The organism is Corynebacterium sp. HMSC14H10 (assembly GCF_001807105.1).
GTDB classification, from domain to species: domain Bacteria; phylum Actinomycetota; class Actinomycetes; order Mycobacteriales; family Mycobacteriaceae; genus Corynebacterium; species Corynebacterium jeikeium_D.
The window spans coordinates 40299-59415 of sequence record NZ_KV787449.1 but is presented as its reverse complement, the minus strand read 5'-3'; the positions used below and the strand labels follow the sequence as shown (position 1 = coordinate 59415).

Annotated in this window: 17 protein-coding genes; 13 read left to right on the top strand and 4 right to left on the bottom strand. The window is 58.3% G+C overall.

The window, feature by feature from the left end:
* Window positions 1-162: 162 nt before the first annotated feature.
* From HMPREF3135_RS09770 to HMPREF3135_RS09750, 5 genes are all read left to right on the top strand, one after another.
* The gene (locus tag HMPREF3135_RS09770; RefSeq protein WP_231367182.1) at window positions 163-1152 is read left to right on the top strand and encodes a FecCD family ABC transporter permease; all 990 of its coding nucleotides are present in this window, start codon (window positions 163-165) and stop codon (window positions 1150-1152) included.
* The gene (locus HMPREF3135_RS09765) at window positions 1149-2009 is read left to right on the top strand and encodes an ABC transporter ATP-binding protein (protein ID WP_070439424.1); all 861 of its coding nucleotides are present in this window, start codon (window positions 1149-1151) and stop codon (window positions 2007-2009) included. Before HMPREF3135_RS09770 ends, HMPREF3135_RS09765 begins: the two co-directional genes overlap by 4 nt.
* Window positions 2010-2120: 111 nt before the next feature.
* Window positions 2121-3146 (top strand): ABC transporter substrate-binding protein, encoded by a 1026-nt coding sequence (locus HMPREF3135_RS09760; RefSeq protein WP_070439421.1) that lies wholly within the window; start codon window positions 2121-2123, stop codon window positions 3144-3146.
* Window positions 3147-3263: 117 nt separating this feature from the next.
* Window positions 3264-4982: an ATP-binding cassette domain-containing protein gene (locus tag HMPREF3135_RS09755; protein WP_246818337.1), complete on the top strand. Its 1719-nt coding sequence runs from the start codon at window positions 3264-3266 to the stop codon at window positions 4980-4982.
* Window position 4983: 1 nt separating this feature from the next.
* Window positions 4984-6810 carry an amino acid ABC transporter ATP-binding/permease protein gene (locus tag HMPREF3135_RS09750; protein ID WP_070429479.1) on the top strand — a complete coding sequence of 609 codons (1827 nt, stop codon included), beginning with the start codon at window positions 4984-4986 and terminating at the stop codon, window positions 6808-6810.
* A 46-nt stretch (window positions 6811-6856) separates the two neighbouring features.
* Here HMPREF3135_RS09750 and HMPREF3135_RS09745 read toward each other — a convergent pair whose 3' ends face one another.
* The gene (locus HMPREF3135_RS09745) at window positions 6857-8152 is read right to left on the bottom strand and encodes an alpha/beta fold hydrolase (protein ID WP_049193610.1); all 1296 of its coding nucleotides are present in this window, start codon (window positions 8150-8152) and stop codon (window positions 6857-6859) included.
* Between the two features lie 15 nt (window positions 8153-8167).
* A complete protein-coding gene (locus tag HMPREF3135_RS09740) occupies window positions 8168-9262 on the bottom strand; it encodes a trimeric intracellular cation channel family protein (RefSeq protein WP_016422340.1) in 1095 nt (364 codons plus the stop codon).
* A gap of 57 nt (window positions 9263-9319) precedes the next feature.
* Here HMPREF3135_RS09740 and HMPREF3135_RS09735 point away from each other — a divergent pair, with 57 nt between their 5' ends.
* The 3 genes from HMPREF3135_RS09735 to HMPREF3135_RS09725 all read left to right on the top strand — a co-directional run bounded on the left by HMPREF3135_RS09735 (window position 9320) and on the right by HMPREF3135_RS09725 (window position 11750).
* A complete protein-coding gene (locus HMPREF3135_RS09735) occupies window positions 9320-9916 on the top strand; it encodes an HD domain-containing protein (protein WP_070439414.1) in 597 nt (198 codons plus the stop codon).
* A gap of 170 nt (window positions 9917-10086) precedes the next feature.
* Complete coding sequence (locus HMPREF3135_RS09730) at window positions 10087-11121, top strand: NADP-dependent oxidoreductase (protein ID WP_016422338.1); 1035 nt, start codon at window positions 10087-10089, stop codon at window positions 11119-11121.
* A 29-nt stretch (window positions 11122-11150) separates the two neighbouring features.
* Entirely contained in the window at window positions 11151-11750 is a 600-nt protein-coding gene (locus HMPREF3135_RS09725; protein ID WP_016422337.1) for an LURP-one-related/scramblase family protein, read from the top strand.
* Window positions 11751-11779: 29 nt separating this feature from the next.
* On the opposite strand, the gene HMPREF3135_RS09720 is transcribed toward HMPREF3135_RS09725, so the two are convergent.
* On the bottom strand, window positions 11780-13105 hold the full coding sequence (locus HMPREF3135_RS09720) for an MFS transporter (protein WP_222865698.1): 1326 nt from the start codon (window positions 13103-13105) through the stop codon (window positions 11780-11782).
* Between the two features lie 141 nt (window positions 13106-13246).
* Here HMPREF3135_RS09720 and HMPREF3135_RS09715 point away from each other — a divergent pair, with 141 nt between their 5' ends.
* The 4 genes from HMPREF3135_RS09715 (at window position 13247) to nagB (ending at window position 17214) form a co-directional block, all read left to right on the top strand.
* The gene (locus HMPREF3135_RS09715) at window positions 13247-14986 is read left to right on the top strand and encodes an ABC-ATPase domain-containing protein (RefSeq protein WP_070439411.1); all 1740 of its coding nucleotides are present in this window, start codon (window positions 13247-13249) and stop codon (window positions 14984-14986) included.
* 115 nt (window positions 14987-15101) lie between these two features.
* Window positions 15102-15890, top strand: coding sequence for a MerR family transcriptional regulator (locus HMPREF3135_RS09710; RefSeq protein ID WP_049172640.1), 789 nt, complete (start codon window positions 15102-15104; stop codon window positions 15888-15890).
* A gap of 65 nt (window positions 15891-15955) precedes the next feature.
* Entirely contained in the window at window positions 15956-16267 is a 312-nt protein-coding gene (locus tag HMPREF3135_RS09705; protein ID WP_049172637.1) for a hypothetical protein, read from the top strand.
* A 161-nt stretch (window positions 16268-16428) separates the two neighbouring features.
* A complete protein-coding gene (nagB, locus tag HMPREF3135_RS09700) occupies window positions 16429-17214 on the top strand; it encodes a glucosamine-6-phosphate deaminase (RefSeq protein WP_016422331.1) in 786 nt (261 codons plus the stop codon).
* Between the two features lie 63 nt (window positions 17215-17277).
* Here nagB and HMPREF3135_RS09695 read toward each other — a convergent pair whose 3' ends face one another.
* Window positions 17278-17895: a cation efflux transmembrane domain-containing protein gene (locus tag HMPREF3135_RS09695; protein WP_049180864.1), complete on the bottom strand. Its 618-nt coding sequence runs from the start codon at window positions 17893-17895 to the stop codon at window positions 17278-17280.
* Between the two features lie 43 nt (window positions 17896-17938).
* On the opposite strand from HMPREF3135_RS09695, the gene HMPREF3135_RS09690 reads away from it, so the two are divergent.
* Window positions 17939-19024, top strand: coding sequence for a lipoate--protein ligase family protein (locus tag HMPREF3135_RS09690; protein ID WP_038628161.1), 1086 nt, complete (start codon window positions 17939-17941; stop codon window positions 19022-19024).
* Window positions 19025-19117 lie beyond the last annotated feature (93 nt).

The following is a 19117-nucleotide window of genomic DNA, read 5'->3' as shown; positions in this document are numbered from 1 at the left end:
CCCACCGACACGCCTTTATTGACAATTATTTTCAAATTGTCCATCATTAACCAAGTGAAAACTATTGTCGATAGAGCTTCTCTTCCGCGCACTCGAAAACAAAAACTTCGAGCCCGGCTCTTCGGCTTTCTACTTTTCCTGGCCGTCCCCGCCACAATCCTCTTGGCGATCTCCATAGGCCCCGCGGGAACAGGTTTCAGCAACGGCATCGTCGCGCTGCTCACCCCGCTCATCAAGACGCTTTCCGACGACCTCCCGGCTCTCAACCACCTTCTGCCAGAGATATCCCCTGCCACGCAATCACTTGTCTGGAGCATCCGGCTGCCCCGTGTCCTCCTTGCTGGACTGGTCGGTGCCTCGCTCGCTGTCGCAGGTGCAACCATGCAGGCAGTTTTTCGCAATCCGCTGGCCGAACCCGGTGTTACCGGTGTCTCCTCCGGTGCAGCAGTGGTAGCCGTCATTCTCATCGTCACTGGCGTGGCCGCGAAAGCACCGTGGGTTCTTTCGGCTGGCGCATTCATAGGCGCGTTGCTGGCTGTCATATTTGTCCAAATCGTCGCCGGTCTCAATGGCGGCAGTGGAGCAACCCTGTTGCTCGTCGGTATTGCACTCAACGCGTTCCTCGGCGCAGTCATCTCCGCCACCATCGCGAACGCGCCACACAGCGATGACGCTCAACAGGCCATGTTCTGGCTCAACGGCGATTTAACTGCTTCGAATTGGCAGGACATTGCACTGGCAGTCGGCCCCATTACCGTCGGCACGGTTATCTTGATGATGCTCATTCCCGAACTCAACCTGTTCCTCCTCGGCGAAGAACAGGCCGCTGCCACTGGTATGCGCACAGTGTGGATCCGGCAACTGCTGCTCGCCCTGGCTGCGTTAGTCACGGCAGCGGGCGTCGCTGTCACTGGCGTTATTTCCTTTGTCGGATTGGTCGTCCCGCACCTGATTCGCCTTGCCATCGGCCCCGATCACCGCAGCCTGCTGCCCATTTCTATGTGCCTCGGCGCAGTGTTTCTCATTCTCGCCGACCTCGTCGCCCGCAGTCTCTTTTCCCCAGTTGCTCTGCAAACTGGCACAGTCACCGCGTTCCTTGGCGCACCGGCGCTACTCGCGTTGATTCTTCGGCAAGGTGGCCGCCAGTCATGAGTCAGCAGACACAAAACCTCAGCGACCACGTCACTAAGCCAGACGCCGATAGCACCGCGCTGCTGCGGGCTACCGACCTCAGTGTCGGTTACCGCAATCGGACCGTCGTAAGTGGCGTGAACCTCGCTATTCGACCTGGCGAGGTCCACGGCATCATCGGTTCCAATGGCACCGGAAAATCCTCCTTGCTCCGTGCTATGGCGGGCATTGTGACACCGAGTTCGGGGCAGGTTGAGCTCCTCGGTGCGCCGCTGACGAAGCTTCGTGCCCACGAACGCGCCACCCGGTTGGCGTACCTGCCGCAGCACACACCGGCCGATGCCGCTATTGACGTTCGAACTGTCGTGGCACTCGGCAGGTACGCGCACCACCGTCGGCGTGACCGTTTCCGCAGTTCACTGAACTCCACGGACCACGACATCGTCGCCTATGCCCTCGACCGCGTTGGTGTCACCGCACTCGCCGACCGTCCCATCACGGCTCTGTCCGGCGGGCAGCGGCAATTGGTGTTCATCGCAAAGCTATTGGCACAACAGGCCAAGGTCATGCTTTTCGACGAACCCACTGCGGCCTTGGACATCGGGTTTCAGCTGGAAATCCTCGAGCTCCTCGGCGAGCTTGCCGACGAGGGCCACGGTATCGGAGTCGTCCTTCATGACCTCAACCTCGCGGCCCGCAGCTGCCACCGGCTCAGTGTGATTCACAACGGCGGATTGGGAGTCACTGGTTCCGCCGAAGAAGTGCTGACGCCTCCCCGAATAGATGCGATTTATCGCATCTCCAGCGCTGTCGATACCGATCCACATACCGGTTCGGTGCGAGTGACGGCGTTGGCTCGGGCTCGCCCGGCTGACTGATTGCAGTTGGCTGTTTCAGACTGTCTGACTCACACTGTCTGATTCCAGCTAGCACCAACGCAACCGAAAACTCCCCAACAATCAAAACTCAACACTCAAGGAAGTACTTTCGTGTTTTCACCAACTTCTCCTATCTCTGCCTTGAAGCGAAACTCTAAAAAGGCCGTCACTCTGCCGTTGATTGCAGCACTCCCCCTCGCTGCGGTGGTCGCTTGTTCTTCCTCGGAGGAGACGGCGCAGCAGTCGTCGTCAAGCGAAACTTCGACAAACCAGCAGGCGCAGTGGCCGCGTACTGTGACCGTCGGTGACCACGACGTTACGGTGCAGAGTCAGCCGAAGCGCATCGTTGCACTGTCGACCGAGGTTGCGGATCTGGCGTTGGAACTGGTTGGGCCAGAGCGTGTCGTAGCCGTGACGAAGAATGCGCTCGATGAGAGCTCGGGTAATCAGGTTGAGCTGGCGCGTCAGGTGCCTAACGCGATTGCCAACTCCACGAAGCCGGATCCGGAGCAGATTCTGTCCTATGAGCCGGACATGGTGTTGATGACCAGCCGCCATGATCAGGAGCAGTCGGCAAGTGAGCTGCTGGGTGCCAGCGATGTTCCGACCGCGGCGTTTGCCAGCAGTGATTTCGCCTCGCCGAAGGCGCTGGCAGAGTCGGTGACCAAACTCGGCAAGTTGCTCGGAGCCGAAGATAAGGCGGCTGAAATGGTTGCCAAGATTGAATCGGAAACCGAAGAGATTCTCTCGGAAATTGATTCCACAACTAAGCCAAAGACGCTGGTCCTGTTTGCCCGCGGTGGTCAGAAGATGATTATGGGCATGCAGTCGGCGACGACGAATCTCGTTGAGCTGGCCGGTGGCGAGCCGATCTCGCCAAAGGGCAAGCGTCCGGGTGCCGTTCCCGCTGATCCGGAGACAATTGTGCAGCTGAATCCGGATGTCATTCTGATTCAGGATTTCCACGGCCAGGGCAAGGCTCCATTCCAGGAGTTGCTGGATAACCCGGCGCTTGCCGACGTCGCTGCGGTCAAGAATGATCGAGTGCAACTAATTGATGCGAAGACGACCTCTGGCACCGCCGGAATGCACATGCCCGATGGACTGCGTGAGATCGCTGACGCACTGGCTAAATAGAAAATAGGTTTTCACGTCGCTATGTGGATTCATGAAGCACTGACTTCCCCACCCCGCGGAATGCACTGGGTTTTGTTATCCAGCTGGGGGCGCAGCTTTTTCTTCGCTCTCAGCGCCGTGTCTCTTGGATACACGCTCGATGCTCTCAGCAGTTTGTACGGCGGTGTCGCAGACACCAGTGGCGGCAACTGGTTTGGGCAGTGGGGACTTCATGAATCCCTGTCCGCTGCAATTGTGGCGGTCATTTTGGGAAGCCTCTGTGCTTATGTCACCGAGGCATTGCCACCACGGCTTGCTGGCGAGCAGGAAAAGCTGTGGCGCTCACATGTGGTTGGCAGTGTGCTGAAGCCGGAGTTTTCCGCTCCTGAACAAGCCCCGAAGCACGCGCATGGAAGAGGGCACGGTGGCGGGAAATCCGGTCACTCACACCGAAGCGCGTCCAACACTGGCGAAGGCCTACTCTTCGATGCCGCGACCACAAGCGTCGAACAGACCGCGAACTACCGAGCGACATTTCTCGCTCCCACGTTGGCCTCGTTTAGTGCTCCACTGATCATTTTGGCGGTCTGGGCTTTGTGGGTGGATACGAAAACCGCCTTGTGGCTGGCACTATTTTTCATTTCCACGCCGCTGATCATTATTGGTGCGGGAAAGATTCTGCGGAAATCCAATGCGACGTATCGCCGAAAGCAAGCGAAGGCCACGCATGCCTACTTGGAGATGCTCGAAGGGCTGGGAACATTCAAAGTTCTTGGAGCAATTGATCGAGTCATGGCACGTTTTGCCAGCCAAACTCGCACTGCGATGTCTGAGCTCACCGCCCTACTCGCCCGCAATCAGCTGATGATTATTGTCAACGACGCGGTTTTTGGTATTGCAATGTCGACGACCGCAATCGGTCTTGTCTTGCTGCGTTTGCAGGCAGATGCAATCAGCGTGGGCACGGCCCTCGCAGGTGTTTTCCTATCCGTTCTGCTCTACGAGCCCGTCAATCGCGTCGGCCGCACTTTCTACATCGGACTCGGCGGGCGCACGCATCGAAACGGAATAGTGGAGGTATTCGGTGAGCCTGCCGCTAAAGCGTTCACAACCGGAACAGCGCATTCCGCCAAAGCCTCCGCACCGCACGCACCGGAGATTTCCCTCCGCGATGTGAGCGTTGACATCGGCGAAAAGCGCATTCTCTCCGATATCAACCTGACAATTCCAGCCGGCAGCAGAGTCGGCATCGTTGGCCCCAGCGGTTCCGGAAAGAGCACACTCCTGCGTGTACTCGCAGGCCTACAGCCGCATTCCGGGGAAGTCTGCCTTGACGGCGACGCGCTTTCGACCCCGGAGTTGCTCGCCAACTCGCTGCTCATCTCCCAGCAGCCAGCCATTTTCGGCACCACCGTCGCGGACAATCTTCGCATCGCATGCCCGGACGCAACGGCCGTCGATATGCGAAAAGCACTTCGCGACGTGCACTTACTCGCTGAAATCGAGCAGCGCCCTGGTGGTCTCGATTCGGAGGTCGGCGATCAGGGCAATTGGCTCTCAGGCGGGCAACGACGCCGCCTGGCCATTGCGCGTGGTCTGCTCGGCGCCGCTCCGATTGTGCTTCTCGACGAGCCGACAGCGGACATCGATCGTCGGACGGAAGGTCTCATCAAGGAGTCCTTGACCCGCCTTGCTGAAGGACGAACGAGCATCATGGTCGCTCACCGCATGGAAGCGCTATCGGACGTTGATCTGGTCATTGTCGTCGCCGAAGGCCGGATCGTGGCTGCGGGCAAACCCGACCAACTGAGCACAAGCAATGAGTATTACGCACGAGCGCTGACCGAGGAGAGCTGACATGAACAACATCATCTGGTTGCTGCGCTTTTCCGCACAGGCTCGCGGAGCGCTCAGTGCATCTATCCTCGCACGCGTGGCTGGGCACATTCTGGGTGCATTGATGCTGGCTGTGCCCGCCTGGGCAATTGCCACAATTGCGCTGTCGAAGTGGGACGCAACCGACTCGTCGCAAAGCTTGAGCATGCAGTGGACGTGGGCGGTCATTGGCGTGGTTGCAGGGCTGGCGCTGTTGAAAGCGATTCTGCGGTATGTCGAGCAGTACCTCGGGCATCTGGCTGCGTTTCGGCTGCTCGGCGAGCTGCGGCTGTGGATCGTCGAGCGTCTTATCCCGCAGGCGCCCGCGGTAACCGATGGGCTGGGTACTGCCAGGATTCACACAATTGCGATTCGTGATGTTGACCGAGTGGAAGTCTTCTTCGCGCACACAATTGCGCCCGCGGTGACGGCCGTACTGATTCCGCTGATGGCGGTCGTGACAGCGGCATCGACTGCCGGAGCCCTGCCTGCGATTGCTCTGACGCTGACCTTCGCGGTTGGCTTTGTGATTGCGCTCGCAGGCTCTAAGAAGGCGACGACGGAGGCTTCCGCAACGAACTCCACACGCACGGACATTGCGCAGTACATTGCCGATACGCTGCGCCTTCGGGAGGAAATCCTCATCTACGGCGCAGCCGAGCAGCGGCTGCGGGGATTGCGTGAGCTCGATGAACAGCTTGCTCAGAAAATGCGTGCAGGCGGCAAGCGGGCTGGACTGCGCTCTGGCGCGACCGGACTTCGGATTTGGGGTGGCAGCATTGCCGTCTTTTGTGCTGGTATCCCGGCGCTTTCAGCCGACTACCGTATGCTCCCTGCTGTTTTGGTGACGACGTCCCTGGTGGCGGGAACTGCTTCATCAATGGATTCGATCGAGCGCCTGGCATCTTCTCTGCCAGCGGGACTCAATGCAGTCACTCGGATCAGGGAGCTGGCCGCGCAGCCGCCGACTGTGGAAGAGCCGAAGCAGCCGGAGTCGCTGGACCTGCACCACGCGCAGACCGCGAGGGCCAACTCCGGCGACTCAGTCCCTGCCCTCGAACTGAGCGATGTCAGCTACCGCTACCCTGGCGCCGATAACCCTGCACTGACCAAGATCAATCTGCGCATTGCCTCAGGCCAGTTCATCGGTGTGGTCGGCCCAACTGGTTCGGGCAAGTCCACACTCTCCCGGCTAATCCAGCGGCATGTCGATCCGGATGTCGGCGAGGTCATCATCAATGGCCACAATGCCCGTGACCTCGGCTCAACCAATGTCTGCCGAACGGTTGTTGTCGCAGATCAGAATCCCTTTCTCATGGAGGCCACCATCGCTGAGAATCTATGTCTCGGCGCGCCTGATGGCTGCGAGGTTCCCGAATCACTGATGCACTGGGCGCTCGAACTCGCCGCCATCAACCCTGCTGAGATGCCGCTGGACAGGCCCATTGGCCGCCGCGCGCAGCGGCTCAGCGGTGGTCAGCGTCAACGTCTGGCGCTGGCCCGCACCTACTTACGCGCGGTACTAGCCGACGGCACTAAGCCCAATGACCTCGCTGCACACCTCGCCGGAAAGATTGTTATTTTCGACGAAGCCACCAGCCACCAGGATCCACTGACGCAGGCTCGTATCGTAGACAATGCCCGCGCATGTGGAGCGACCTGCATCTTTATTGCGCACCGACTTCAGACACTGGCCGAGGCCGATGACATCCTGGTCATCGAAAACGGCCAGCTCATCGAACGCGGCACGTATGACAACCTCCTCAACGCAGACGGCGCATTTGCTCGACTTGCGCGCGCCGAGGTCTAGGCTCGGTCTAGCTCTCCGCGCTAAGACTCAGCGCTCGAATACTCATCTAGTGATCCTCGACGAGCTCGCGGAGCCGGGCAAAGATTGCCGCACCATCGTGGCGAATGCCGTCATGCTGGAATGCATTGGTCACATGTGGCCGCAGGTCCCGGTAGCAGTTGGCTGTCTCCATGGAGTACTCGAACGGCACGAAAATATCGTCGAGGTAAACCGCGGCTGCCGAGGTCGGGGCGTCGGCAAGCAAGCGTGCGGAATCATACGGCGAGCTTTCCCAGGTGTGCTGCGCAAATGCTTCCGCCTTTTCCTTGAAAGGAACGAGCGCGGGGTCCTCGTCGAATTGCCAGGGGAAAACGTGCTCACCGGTGAGATAAAACGGCTCGTCTCCTGCAGGATTGGCTTTTTCTTCAAAACCTGGGATTTCCTCGCGAATACGGTGAGCTGCCCAATTAGTTGTGGGCTGGTTCCCGACGCCACCATAAATGGATTCATGAATCGCGGCGTATAGCGGACCGTCGGCGAAACTCACGCGGGTCCCTACATCGGCCAGAAAATCGGTGCGCAATTGCTTTTCGCCATTGCGAATGTGGAATGGCTCTTCCAACAAGTACGCCAGATTGTGGAATCCATCTCCGCGGCCTAATTCAATTCCGATGGTGCGGAATCGGCGAGAACTCAGTCGCTCACCGGTGGGGAGAGTTTCTGCAGATTGCTCGAGGTGCGCGCAGATTTCTCGAATTCGGTTTTCGGCCCACGGATACTCGCGATAAAAACGCTCGTGACGGGTGCGCAGCTTCGCATACGTCGTGCGATAAAGGTCGTCAGCACCACGGTCCAGAACAGGTAAACCGCCTGTGAGATAAGCGTGCTCCACGGATTCCGGATAGCGGCTGAGATACGAAGTAATACAAAACCCGCCAAAGGACTGGCCATACAGTGACCATTTGGCAATGCCCAAATGCTTTCGCAATGCTTCCGCGTCTTCGACGATGTATTCCTGACGCAATTGGGCAAGCCGCTCGGCCGGAACATCTGCAATATTGGCCGCATCAATTCGATGCGAGCGCCCAGTGCCGCGCTGATCCAGCAGGATGACGCGGAATTCCTTCAGCGCCTCACCGATTACTCCGCTGGCACCTACCGGACGCGGTGCCGGAAATCCCGGGCCGCCCTGCAAATAGACAATTGCCGGCGCATCCTCATTTCCTGGCGCATAGATTTCCCTGGCGAAAAGCTCAAATGTCGCGGCATTCGCAGCTTCGGTAAAAGGATCCCAGGGCACCTCAACGGTGTGTTCCTTAATAATGTACCCAAAATGCCTGCTTGCAGTACTCGTCGATGCCATGTCTCTGCCGCTCCTCTAATCCCGCTGCTCGTATTTCTTCATCAGCTTTGCGACGAGTAAATCGGTCGCCTCATCGTCCGCAAGAATTTGATCCAACATCTCCCGGTATTCCCGCTGCCGCAGTGCCGTATCTTCTCCGTAGTCATCATAGGAATCACCGGATAGGTCCACACCGAAATCGGATTCGTCGCTGTCATCCTGCACTGTCTCCTGCTGCGCCGTCGGCATGTGCAGATCCGCTGGGAAGTCCGCATTGAACTCCTCCAGGAATTCCTCCGCGTTGGCCTCGGCGTCGGAACGCGACACTCCCCTATCAACCTCAGCCTGAATGCGACGCTGCAGCGCTTTTTCCATCTGTCGGTGACGCCAGCTGCGGAGGCGTGCGGGCTCGAAACGTCGACCAACCTCGCGGCTCTTGCCCTCTGCTCGACGTGCGAGGACCGCAATCTGCGCCGCGGTGTCGTTCAGTGGCGCCCACTCCGAGTGTGCCGACACTCGCCAATTACCCCAGTACCCCAGCAGCGAAAGCAGGATGCTGACGATAGGACCAATGACCATGGACACGGCCATAAACCCCAAATGGTGGCCTCCGATGACAATGACCGCGCAAGCCACGGCCGGGATGACCGTGGGCTGGTTGCCGCCGAAAACAGCGGGTACTCGCCCGGTCACAATGTCGCGGATCATGGAACCGCCAGTGGCTGTGAAAACGCCCATCATGATGCACGGCAGAATGGGCAAGCCATACGTGACACCTTTGACCGTTCCCGTAGCGGCCCAAAGACCCGAAACCACAGCGTCACCGTGGACCTGAACGTATTCCCAGGTCTTACCTTTGAAATAGAAAAATCGCGCGATAAGTGCACCGGTGAATGCCAGGATTAGGTACTCCGGCTGACTCATTGCGGCGACGGTGCCCTGGTTAATCAGAACATCGCGAATCATGCCGCCACCCAGTGCAGAGAACAGCGCGATAAAGAAGAACCCGATGATGTCGTAGCCTCGTTGCCGGGCGATGGTGCCACCGATGATGCCCATGAGCAGGACACCACTGACATCGGACCACCGGTACATCGACTCGATGAGCGGATCTACTTCTGCGACGTTCATGATGTTCAAGCTTAGACGCTGCTATTTTTCAAGCATCAACGAAAGGTCGGGATACCCATGGAAAACGCTGACACCTTTGCTTCGACACGTCCCAGTGGCAGGCTCATGCGCGGCATCGCAACTGCTTCCCGCGCGCACGATGGGCACTACCGAAAGGGCTCTGGCGTTCCCTATATCAGCCATCCAATGGCGGTAATGCTGATTGCGGCGAGCGTGACTAACGACGAAGACGTGCTGTTGGCAGCCCTCTTCCACGACATTTTGGAAGACGTGCCGGCAAACTACTCACGTGCCGAGATGGAAGATGAGTTCGGGTCTCGCGTGGTTGAAATCATCGCGGGTGTCACCAAAGACCCTTCCCTGCCCTCGTGGCAGGACCGCGCCGATGCCTATCTGGGGCAGCTTTCCCGTGGCAGCGAGGAGTCCCTCATCGTGGCCGGCGCGGATAAGTTCCACAATCTCAGCCAGACTCTGGAGGATTTAGACCGCGACGGCCACGCCCTGTGGGAACGGTTTCGTTCAACTCCGAGCCAGCAACTGTGGTGGTACACAAGCGTCCGCAACGTGATCGCCGAACGACTGCCCGGCATGCCTCTGCTGGACGATTTGGACGTTCTAATTGAGCGCCTCGATTCCTGGGTACAAGCGGCATAACCTGCGTTTTTCCAATCGCTTTAAGTTATAAAAACATGTCTAGGCATAGCCTGAACCACTCCGGCAACGGTACAGTGGCAGCCTACGTGGCTCGGATATCTATCACGATATAGAGGCCACGCAACAACAATCTGACAATAGATCCAGGAATACGCAACAGGAGAAAAACAGTGACTTCCACTGATGCATCGTCCACAACCGAACTGCCCACCACCACTCAGCAGTGGGTTCTAGCTTCCCGACCGACCGGCCTGCCGACTGACGAGAATTTCCGCCTCGAGACCGTCGATTTGCCAGAGCTTAACGACGGCGACATTTTGGTAGCCAACTCGGTCGCTACCGTCGATCCCTACATGCGTGGCCGTATGAACGACACCAAGTCGTACGTTCCTCCTTTTCAGCTTGACCAGCCAATGACTGGCGGCGCTGTGGGCACTGTCCTTGCGTCCAAGTCGGATAAGTTCCAGGTTGGCGACGCTGTCCGCCACTCTTATGGCTGGCAGACCAATGCTGTTATTGCCGATTCCGAGGCAACACCGGTTGACCTGAACGTTGCACCGGCTGCTGCCTACCTGGGCATCCTTGGTCTTACTGGCCTTACTGCTTACGTTGGCCTGACTGCTGTCGGAGAGATGAAGGAAGGCGACGTCGTCTTTATCTCTGGCGCTGCTGGTGCGGTCGGCTCGGCTGCTGGTCAGTTTGCCAAGCAGATGGGCGCATCCCGTGTCATTGGTTCCGCCGGCTCGGACGAAAAGGTTGAGCGCCTACTCGAACTCGGCTTTGATGCCGCCTTCAACTACAACGACGGCCCGGTTGCAGAACAGCTGGCACAGGCAGCGCCGGAGGGCATCGACTTCTACTTCGACAACGTCGGTGGCGACCATCTCGAGGCAGCCATCGGCGCGATGCGCACCTTTGGCCGCGTTGCTATGTGTGGCGCAATCTCCCAGTACAACAACACTGGAGCGCCGACCGGACCACGTAACTTGGCTCTGGCGATTGGCAAGTGCATTACGCTGCGCGGCTTCGTCTTGGGCAAGTACCTGCACCTGGCAGGTGAATTCCAGGAGCGAATGGCTCCGCTGGTCGTCAGCGGTAAGGTCGCCTACGATGTCACCACTCGCCACGGTATCGAGAACATGCCAGCTGCATTCCTCGAACTGTTTAGCGGAGGCAATACCGGCAAGATGGTCGTAGAGTTCTAAATAACTGTCATCGAGTTTGGAGCTAATTCGTGAACACACAGAAACCTCGACTGCTTACGACCGACACACTGCTGATTCAAGAAACACGCAACGTTATGCGCAGTGAATACTCCATTTTCGATGACAACGGCACCCAGATTGCCCAAATTGCCCAAGCGGGATCACTGGGTCGCCGCATGTTGGGCATCGGTGTCAAGTACGACATCTTCGATGTGGACGAGGATGGCAAAGAGGGCGACAAGCTCCTCACCATCACCGACCCCGCGAACGTTTTCGGCGACACATACAAGGTTCTCACACCCAACGGCGCTAAGATCGCCACAGCCAAGACCAAACGATTCAGCCTAAAATCACGGCTAACTTTGTCCGTCAAAGGGCTTTCCGACGTCGATGTTGACGGCGGCTTCCGCGGTAAAAATTACGCACTGACCAGCAAGGGACGCCCGATTGCGAAGATTGACCGGAAGTACCGTGGTCTCAAAGGCGCTATTACCGGCAAGGACACGTACGCTCTGCATTTGGAGCCGAACTTGAACGAGGAAACGCGGGCTGCGGTGATCGGTACTGCGCTGGTTATTGACATTGTCAGGCGCAAGAACGATGAGGCTGTAGCGGTTAGTGTGAGCTAGTGCTTCCGCCTTGTTAAAGAACTGCCCTGCTAAGGCGTCACCTTGTGCGGCGCCGAGACTTCCTTCAGCCTGCTGGACATAGCGACACCAACCAGTCCCATTAGTGCCAGGAAGATTAAAGCTGCCGCAGGGCCGAAGCTGGCGATAACACCCGAAAGCGCACCGACGATGAGCAGGACAACGCCCATGATGGTGTTGGCTGCTCCGACATACTCGGTGCGCTTGTCGCCTTCTGCCATGTCCACAACATAGGTCGAACGAGCCACGCGAACACCGGCGTGGACGACGGACATCGCGAAGAAGCCGAGCGGGAAAATCCAAGCGTTCGCACCGGCGGAAAGCCAGTGAGCACTTGCGACCAACAAAAAGAGAACAATAGAACCGACCAGCGAAGAGTAGGTCAACACCTTCTTCGAGGATTTATCCGACCAGATTCCGGCGACTTTTCCACCAACCAAAGAGGCGAAGCCTGCGGCGAGCATGAAGATACCGACATTGGCGCTTACTCCCCCGCCGCTACCGTCAGAGGCTTCCAGATCAGCTCCCACCTGTGCACTTAGGGTTACGATGAACGACGTGGATAATGCTGTGACCAGCAACAAACTACGGACGATCACAAAGTCGCGGAAGTTCTTATCCTCTTTAAAGAGCCGCCAGGTGTCCTGCCACCAGGTTTTATTCGGTTCTTCCTTGTCCCCCTCGTTGGTGGGCTCAACAATCCCACGGAAAATCAAAACTGCTGCTACCCACGACAGTGCCGCAACAAAGATGAGCCCCGCCACGATTGGTTTGGTGACGTTGTCGCGGATAATCCACAACACTGCACCAACAATAATTGCGGCGACACCGCCCAACATCGCAGCTCGGCCACTAATCTGCCCGCGCTGCCCCTTCGGAATCGTGCGGCCCTGGACATCCTTTGAGGCCATCGAGCACAGGGCTCGGGCCGTCGCAAAGCCTGCAAGCGCGACGATGACAGCGACGCCGAGCGCGGTGCCTTCTAGGAACAACGCAGCCAGACCAATCAGCGCTGCTGCGATGGCTTGCCCCAAAGCACCAGCGATCCAGACGGTTGTGCGGCGCGGGCGAGATTTCACCCAAGGTGTGAGGGCGGCCTGCGGAAGCATCGAACCGGACTCGCGCACCGGCACAAGCATGGCGATGAAGAAGCCCGGCGCGCCAGCCGAATGCAGCAGCCATGGCAGCAGCGTCTTGGCCGCAACAATCTGGTCGCCGATATTCTGTAGTCCGTTCGCCCAGACGTAGCGCTTGGCATTCGCGCGGGCGTGTTTTTGCACCGACTCTGGGTTGTTCCCTGCGTCCGTGGGTTTGTCAGCTTCCGAGCTATCAGTCATGCCTCTCACGCTACCTTCCTGCAGCAACGGCGCTACCGCACACGGTCATTTGCCCCAGGCCGTTCCAGGAGCGAATCGCGCTGTCTCATCTGCCGCTACACTCGCGGGAAGAGCACCCAACTTCTCAACGAAAGTAGAAATATGCCCGCTGACCTTTATCGACGTCTCTCCAACCTCGATGGCAAGAGCTACGGCGCATACAAATCTCTTCGTGGCTCCCACGACCTGCCGGATCTGGACGCGACGCTGTTTGTCGACAAGGTCCAATCCGACCCTTACGCTCCAGCATCACGGGCACGCGTCCACATTCCGCTGTCAGTGCTGGACTATCGCGGAGCCTCCCGCTCACAACCCGGCAGGTTCAGCACGGCAGAGCTCGATTTGTTGAACCGCAGCCTCGTGCGAGCTTTTAAGAAGTATGGCCGCGGGCTGTTTATCGATTCTCCGGGGCAGCAGGTCTTGCGCCGAACAGCTGTCGCTGAGCTCCGTGGGGATGCGCACGACGTCGATAAGCATGATGATGCCCTCCAGATCTGCCTGGAAATCCAGCTGCCCGCCCGCGGCCGGCGCATTCTCGGGCGTGAGGCGGCGCGCTTGATCTGTGAGGATTTGTTGGACGCGCTTGACGACGCCATTGTAAACGCACCCATCGATGCGCTCGAGGCAGCCGCGGAATTGGAGTATGACCAGCTCTTTTTGCGCCGTGCGGTAGCGGACGCGGACCTGATTGGGTTTGTGACAGACGGGTCGGTGTTGCCCCGTCAGGCGGGCAATAGCCAGCTGCCGAAGCCCGGCGCGACTGCGTTTACCTCGCCGGAATCGTTGCAGCACAGTTTTCAGTTGCCGTCGGGTAAAATGGTGCACGGCATGGGCATTCCGCGGGGCGTGACGTTGATTGTCGGTGGCGGTTATCACGGCAAGTCCACGTTGTTGTCCTCCCTGGTCACGGGTGTTTATAACCATGTCGCTGGCGATGGCCGCGAGTTTGTAGTCGCCGACGAGACTGCGGTTGCGCTGCGTGCCGAGGACGGCCGAGCCATCACTGGTGTGGATATCTCGCCGTTTATCAACGGCCTTCCCTCCGGTGATGACACGACTCGATTTTCCACCGCGAATGCATCGGGGTCGACGTCCCAAGCTGCAGGCCTGATGGAGGCGCTAGGTTCCGGTGCGCGCGTGCTGCTCATCGACGAGGACACTTCCGCAACCAACTTCATGATTCGCGATGAGCGCATGCGCCGCCTCATCCCCGATGACCGCGAGCCGATTACTCCACTGGTCGCACGGGTCCGCGAGCTCTGGGAAAACCACGGAATCTCCACGGTCATCGTCGCTGGTGGGTCCGGCGCATTCATCGATGTCGCGGACACCGTGATTGCTATGGATGCGTACACGCCTTACGACGTCACCGAGCGCGCCCGTGAACTTCGCGAATCGGCTACTCCGGCTGAGCCTTCGCCTGCTTTTGCGCAGATCGGTGAGCGTTTTCTGCAGGCTGACTTCCCTACCGGTGGTGGCCGTGGTGGGCATGGCGGCCGCGGCGGCGGTCGCGGTGGGCGCGGTGGCGGTGCGAAACCACCTAAGCCACCGCGTGCTCGTGGTCTAGAGCTGATTCAGGTGGGCAAGGACAATCTTGATTTGCGCGCTGTCAGCCAATTGATGGACTCCTCCCAAACAGAAGCAATTGCCCGGATTCTGGGCGCCGTCGTAAAGCAGCTCGATGGGCGTACTGACCTCACCGACCTAATCCAGCGCGAGTACGACAACTTTTGTCATTCACTCTTCGATGTGACAGCTGAGTTCACCAACTCTGGTCATCTGGCCGAGCCTCGCGTCCAGGAGGTCGCAGCGGCAATCAATCGGCTTCGGCTCTTGCGGTAGAGCCTCGAAGATTGGCGGACCCCGGCCCCGCTCCCTCCCCTGCGGCTGCCCCAGCTAACTTCCTCGACGGATTTCGGCGTCAGGTCTTGACCTTGACGCGGCGTCAAACAGAAAGATGATTCCCGTGAGCAACAACGACAACGAGTACACCATCGGCGAGGCAGCCGAGCTCCTGGGCGTTACCACGCGCACGCTGAGGCATTGGGATGCCATCGGACTACTCAGCCCGCAGTATCGCACGTGGTCCGATTACCGCCTCTACACCGATGAGGACATCGACACCGCGCTGGAGATTCTGGTCTACCGCGCCGCCGGTGTGCCGTTGAAGACTATCGAGGAGTTCATCCACGGCGATTCCTCCCCGAGAAGTCGGAAAGATCGTTTACTCGCACAGCGAACTGTTCTCACCGAGAAGATCGCTGACCTGCACCACATGGTGCAGTCCTTGGACAAACTGATTGAGGAAGGAAATACCATGAAAGCAAAGACGAAAGCGGAGCTCTTGGGCCGCGACTGGCAGAATCTAGAAGCCGAAGCTGAGGAGCGCTGGGGCGACACCACTGAGTGGGAGCAGTCTCAGCAGGCTCAGGAAAAGATGAAGGACAGCGACTGGGCCGAGCTTGAAGCAGAGGCTAAGGATTTTGCCGATGCGCTTGCCGACGCCGCCGAGCGCCACGTCGAGCCCGGTTCCGCTGAGGCGGCCGAGCTAGTTGACCGTCACTTGGCCTCTATTACTCGCTTCTACGAGGCTGGTCGAGAAAAGCAGATTCTGTTGGCTCGCATGTACGTCGCTGATTCCCGGTTTGATCGGTACTACCGCGGCAATGCTGGCTACCTGCTGGAGCTGATTGAAGCTCAGGCCCGTAAGGAAGGCATTGACCCGGCAACTGCCGAGTGGCGGTAAATACAGGGAAGCAGCCGTTCAGCCCGGCCTTCCCATCCGGGACTGAATCGGCATAGAATTGCCTCATGAAATTCTCTCGCTCTATCGCCGCTGTCGCCATCGGTGCCGCTACTGTGCTGGGCGCTGTTGCTGCCTCTCCAGCTGTCGCACAGGCTATTGGTTGCCCCTTTGCACCAGTGCACAAGTATGAAGAACACCGTTTCTCCGGTTCTTCGACTTCAGCAGATGCTTTCAAGGTTTGGTTTAACGGTGGCGTCTACATTGAACCAATCGTCGAAACGCTGGATTTGGTTGAGCTTCAGGTTAACGACACCCAGGTCGCTCACGCTGGCGACATCATCTACAAGGATGAAGACGGCAACTTCTGGGTGAAGTAGCCTACGCAGGAAAAACAGGGCTCAATTACAGGTCTCACCCCGTGGCAGATTAACCTCATCTGAATAGGGCTATAGCGCTTAGCGTTGTGGAGTCACTGGTACTCTGTCTCGCACCTTTTGCAATTTCTGCCACGAGCCCTCGTTTTCAGGAGTGTTCCACCATGGAAATCATCATCGTCGATTCTGAGGCTGAAGTCGCGAGCATCGCTTCGGATTACCTCGCGCACTACGCCAACAAGGGTGCAAACCTCGGTGTAGCAACAGGATCGACCCCGCTTGCGACGTATCGGGAGCTGATTCGTCGCCATCGGGCTGGTGAAGTCACTTTCAAGGACTGCAGCTTCTTCGCACTCGACGAATACGTGGGCCTGCCCATCGAGCATGAGCAGAGCTACTACCACGTGATTCACAACGAGTTTTCCGATCACGTGGATGTCGACCCGGCGCGGGTCCATATTCCCGATGGTCTCGCAGACGACATTGGCGCTGCCTGCGAGGACTACGAACGCAAGATTATCGAGGCCGGCGGCATTGACATTCAGTTACTGGGCATCGGCACAAATGGGCATGTCGGTTTTAACGAGCCCGCCAGCTCTTTCGGTTCCCTGACTCGCATTAAGACGCTGCACCCGCAGACCGTGCTGGATAACGCCCGCTTCTTCGACTCCACCGAAGACGTGCCGTACCACGTGGTCACCCAGGGTCTTGGCACCATTTCACGTGCGGGGCACCTCCTGCTGCTGGCCACAGGTTTTGCAAAGGCGCATGCCATTGCCGCCTCCATCGAGGGCCCGCTGAGCGCTTCTATGCCCGCGTCCGTATTGCAGCTGCACCCACGGGCCACGGTTGTGATTGATCAGGCTGCAGCCAGTGAGCTGAAGAACAAGGAATACTACGAGTTCACCTACGCTCATAAGCCGCAGTGGCAGAAGGATATGTGGAAGTAGGCCCCAGCTGCCCCCCCCCCTACTATTGCCCTACCGCACCCCGCCACACACGACTAGTCTGCACTAGTCGTCGTCATCGTCATCCATCTCCAGCTCGGGGTCTTCGGCACGCGCCTGCTCGTAGACCTCCTTTGCGGCCGTGAGATTAATGACGCCGATGACAAGTCCTACGACGATGTCCGGCCATGCGCTGAACCAGAAAATGGTGACCACTCCAGCGGCGAGAATGAGCAGGTTCGCCAGGACGTCGTTACGCGCCGCCAACCACGCGCCGCGCATGAGCGCACTGTCGGCTTTGCGCAGGTTCATCAGCAAAATCGCGCAGACCAGGTTGATGACCATCGCAATAATCGCAGTCACCGACAGCGTTAGCGGCTCTGGCGGCTCACCGCTGATCATCTTCCAGATGGCAGTGCCGAACGCCGCAATCGCCGGAATCAGGATTAGCCCGGCAAGGCCGAAGCTTGCTTTACGACGGCTCGCCAGCGACCAACCCAATGCGGTGAGAACCAGCAGGTTCATGAGGAAATCTTCAAGAAAGTCTGCAGCGTCGGCGAACAGCGCTGCGGAGCCAATAATTGAGGCAACAATTAATTCAATGAAGAATCCGAGAAGATTCAGGCCTGCTACCCACGCAACAATTTTGCGGGCACGGTGATCCAAAGTCGATGAGGTAAACACGGGGGGGGCATCGTAACGCCCGGCACGAGTACCATCGAAACCCATGACCCCCGCACAGAAATTTCACTCAGAAATGAAGGTTCCCGGCGGCAAATTGGTTGTTGCCGACTGCGAGACCACAGGTGACACGATTTCGTCGATAAGCATTTCGGGCGATTTTTTCCTCGAACCCGATGAAGCCTACGACATTATTAATGACGCTCTCCTCGGTGCGCCTGCCGGGGACAATACGGAACGCCTACAGGCTCGCCTCGATGCGGCGCTGAAGGATTTTGAGGATCAGTCTGGCCGCGAGGTGCGACTGCACGGTTTTGATACCCACATCATTGCGCAAGTCGTTCGACGTGCACTGACACAGGCCGTCGACTTCACTGATTTGGAGTGGGAGGTTTTGCAGCCGGGTGTCCTGCCGACGGTGATGAATGTTGCGCTCGACGAGGTCCTTCTTGATCAAGTCAATTCCGGGCAGCGCGGACCGACTCTGCGTTTCTGGGATTGGGATGATCGTGCCACTGTGATCGGTTCATATCAGTCTTATGTCAACGAACTCGAGCCCGAGGGTGTAGAGAAGCACGATGTGCAAGTGGTGCGTCGTCTCTCCGGCGGTGGCGCGATGTTCATGGAGGGCGGCAACTGCGTCACCTACTCGATCTATGTACCAGAGAAGCTGGTCGCTGGTCTTAGCTACGTCGAATCCTATGAATTCCTCGACCGCTGGGTCATCGCTGCACTTGCGCAGCTCGGGGTCAATGCGTGGTATGTCCCCATCAATGACATCACCTCCGATGGCGGCAAGATTGGTGGTGCCGCACAGAAGCGCCGTGGCTCAACAGTGCTTCACCACGTCACCATGAGTTATGACATCGACGCTGACAAAATGATGGAAGTCCTGCGCATTGGCAAGGCCAAGATTGCCGATAAGGGCCTGCGCAGCGCGAAGAAGCGCGTCGATCCGCTCCGTCGCCAGACCGGTGCCAGCCGCGCGGAAGTCATTGACACGATGAAGCAGACATTCATCAACCGCTACGGTGCCGCCGAGGCATCGCTTTCCGATGAGGACTTCGCTGCGGCGCAGCATCTTATTGACACCAAATACGGCACGGAGGGCTGGACTCACCGAGTCCCCTAATGCCCACGCCAACTATCTAAATGAAGAAAATCTTCGGGAAAGAGAGTTAACTGGATAAAAAGTAAACCAAGGAGACTCGGCGTGGACGACGAG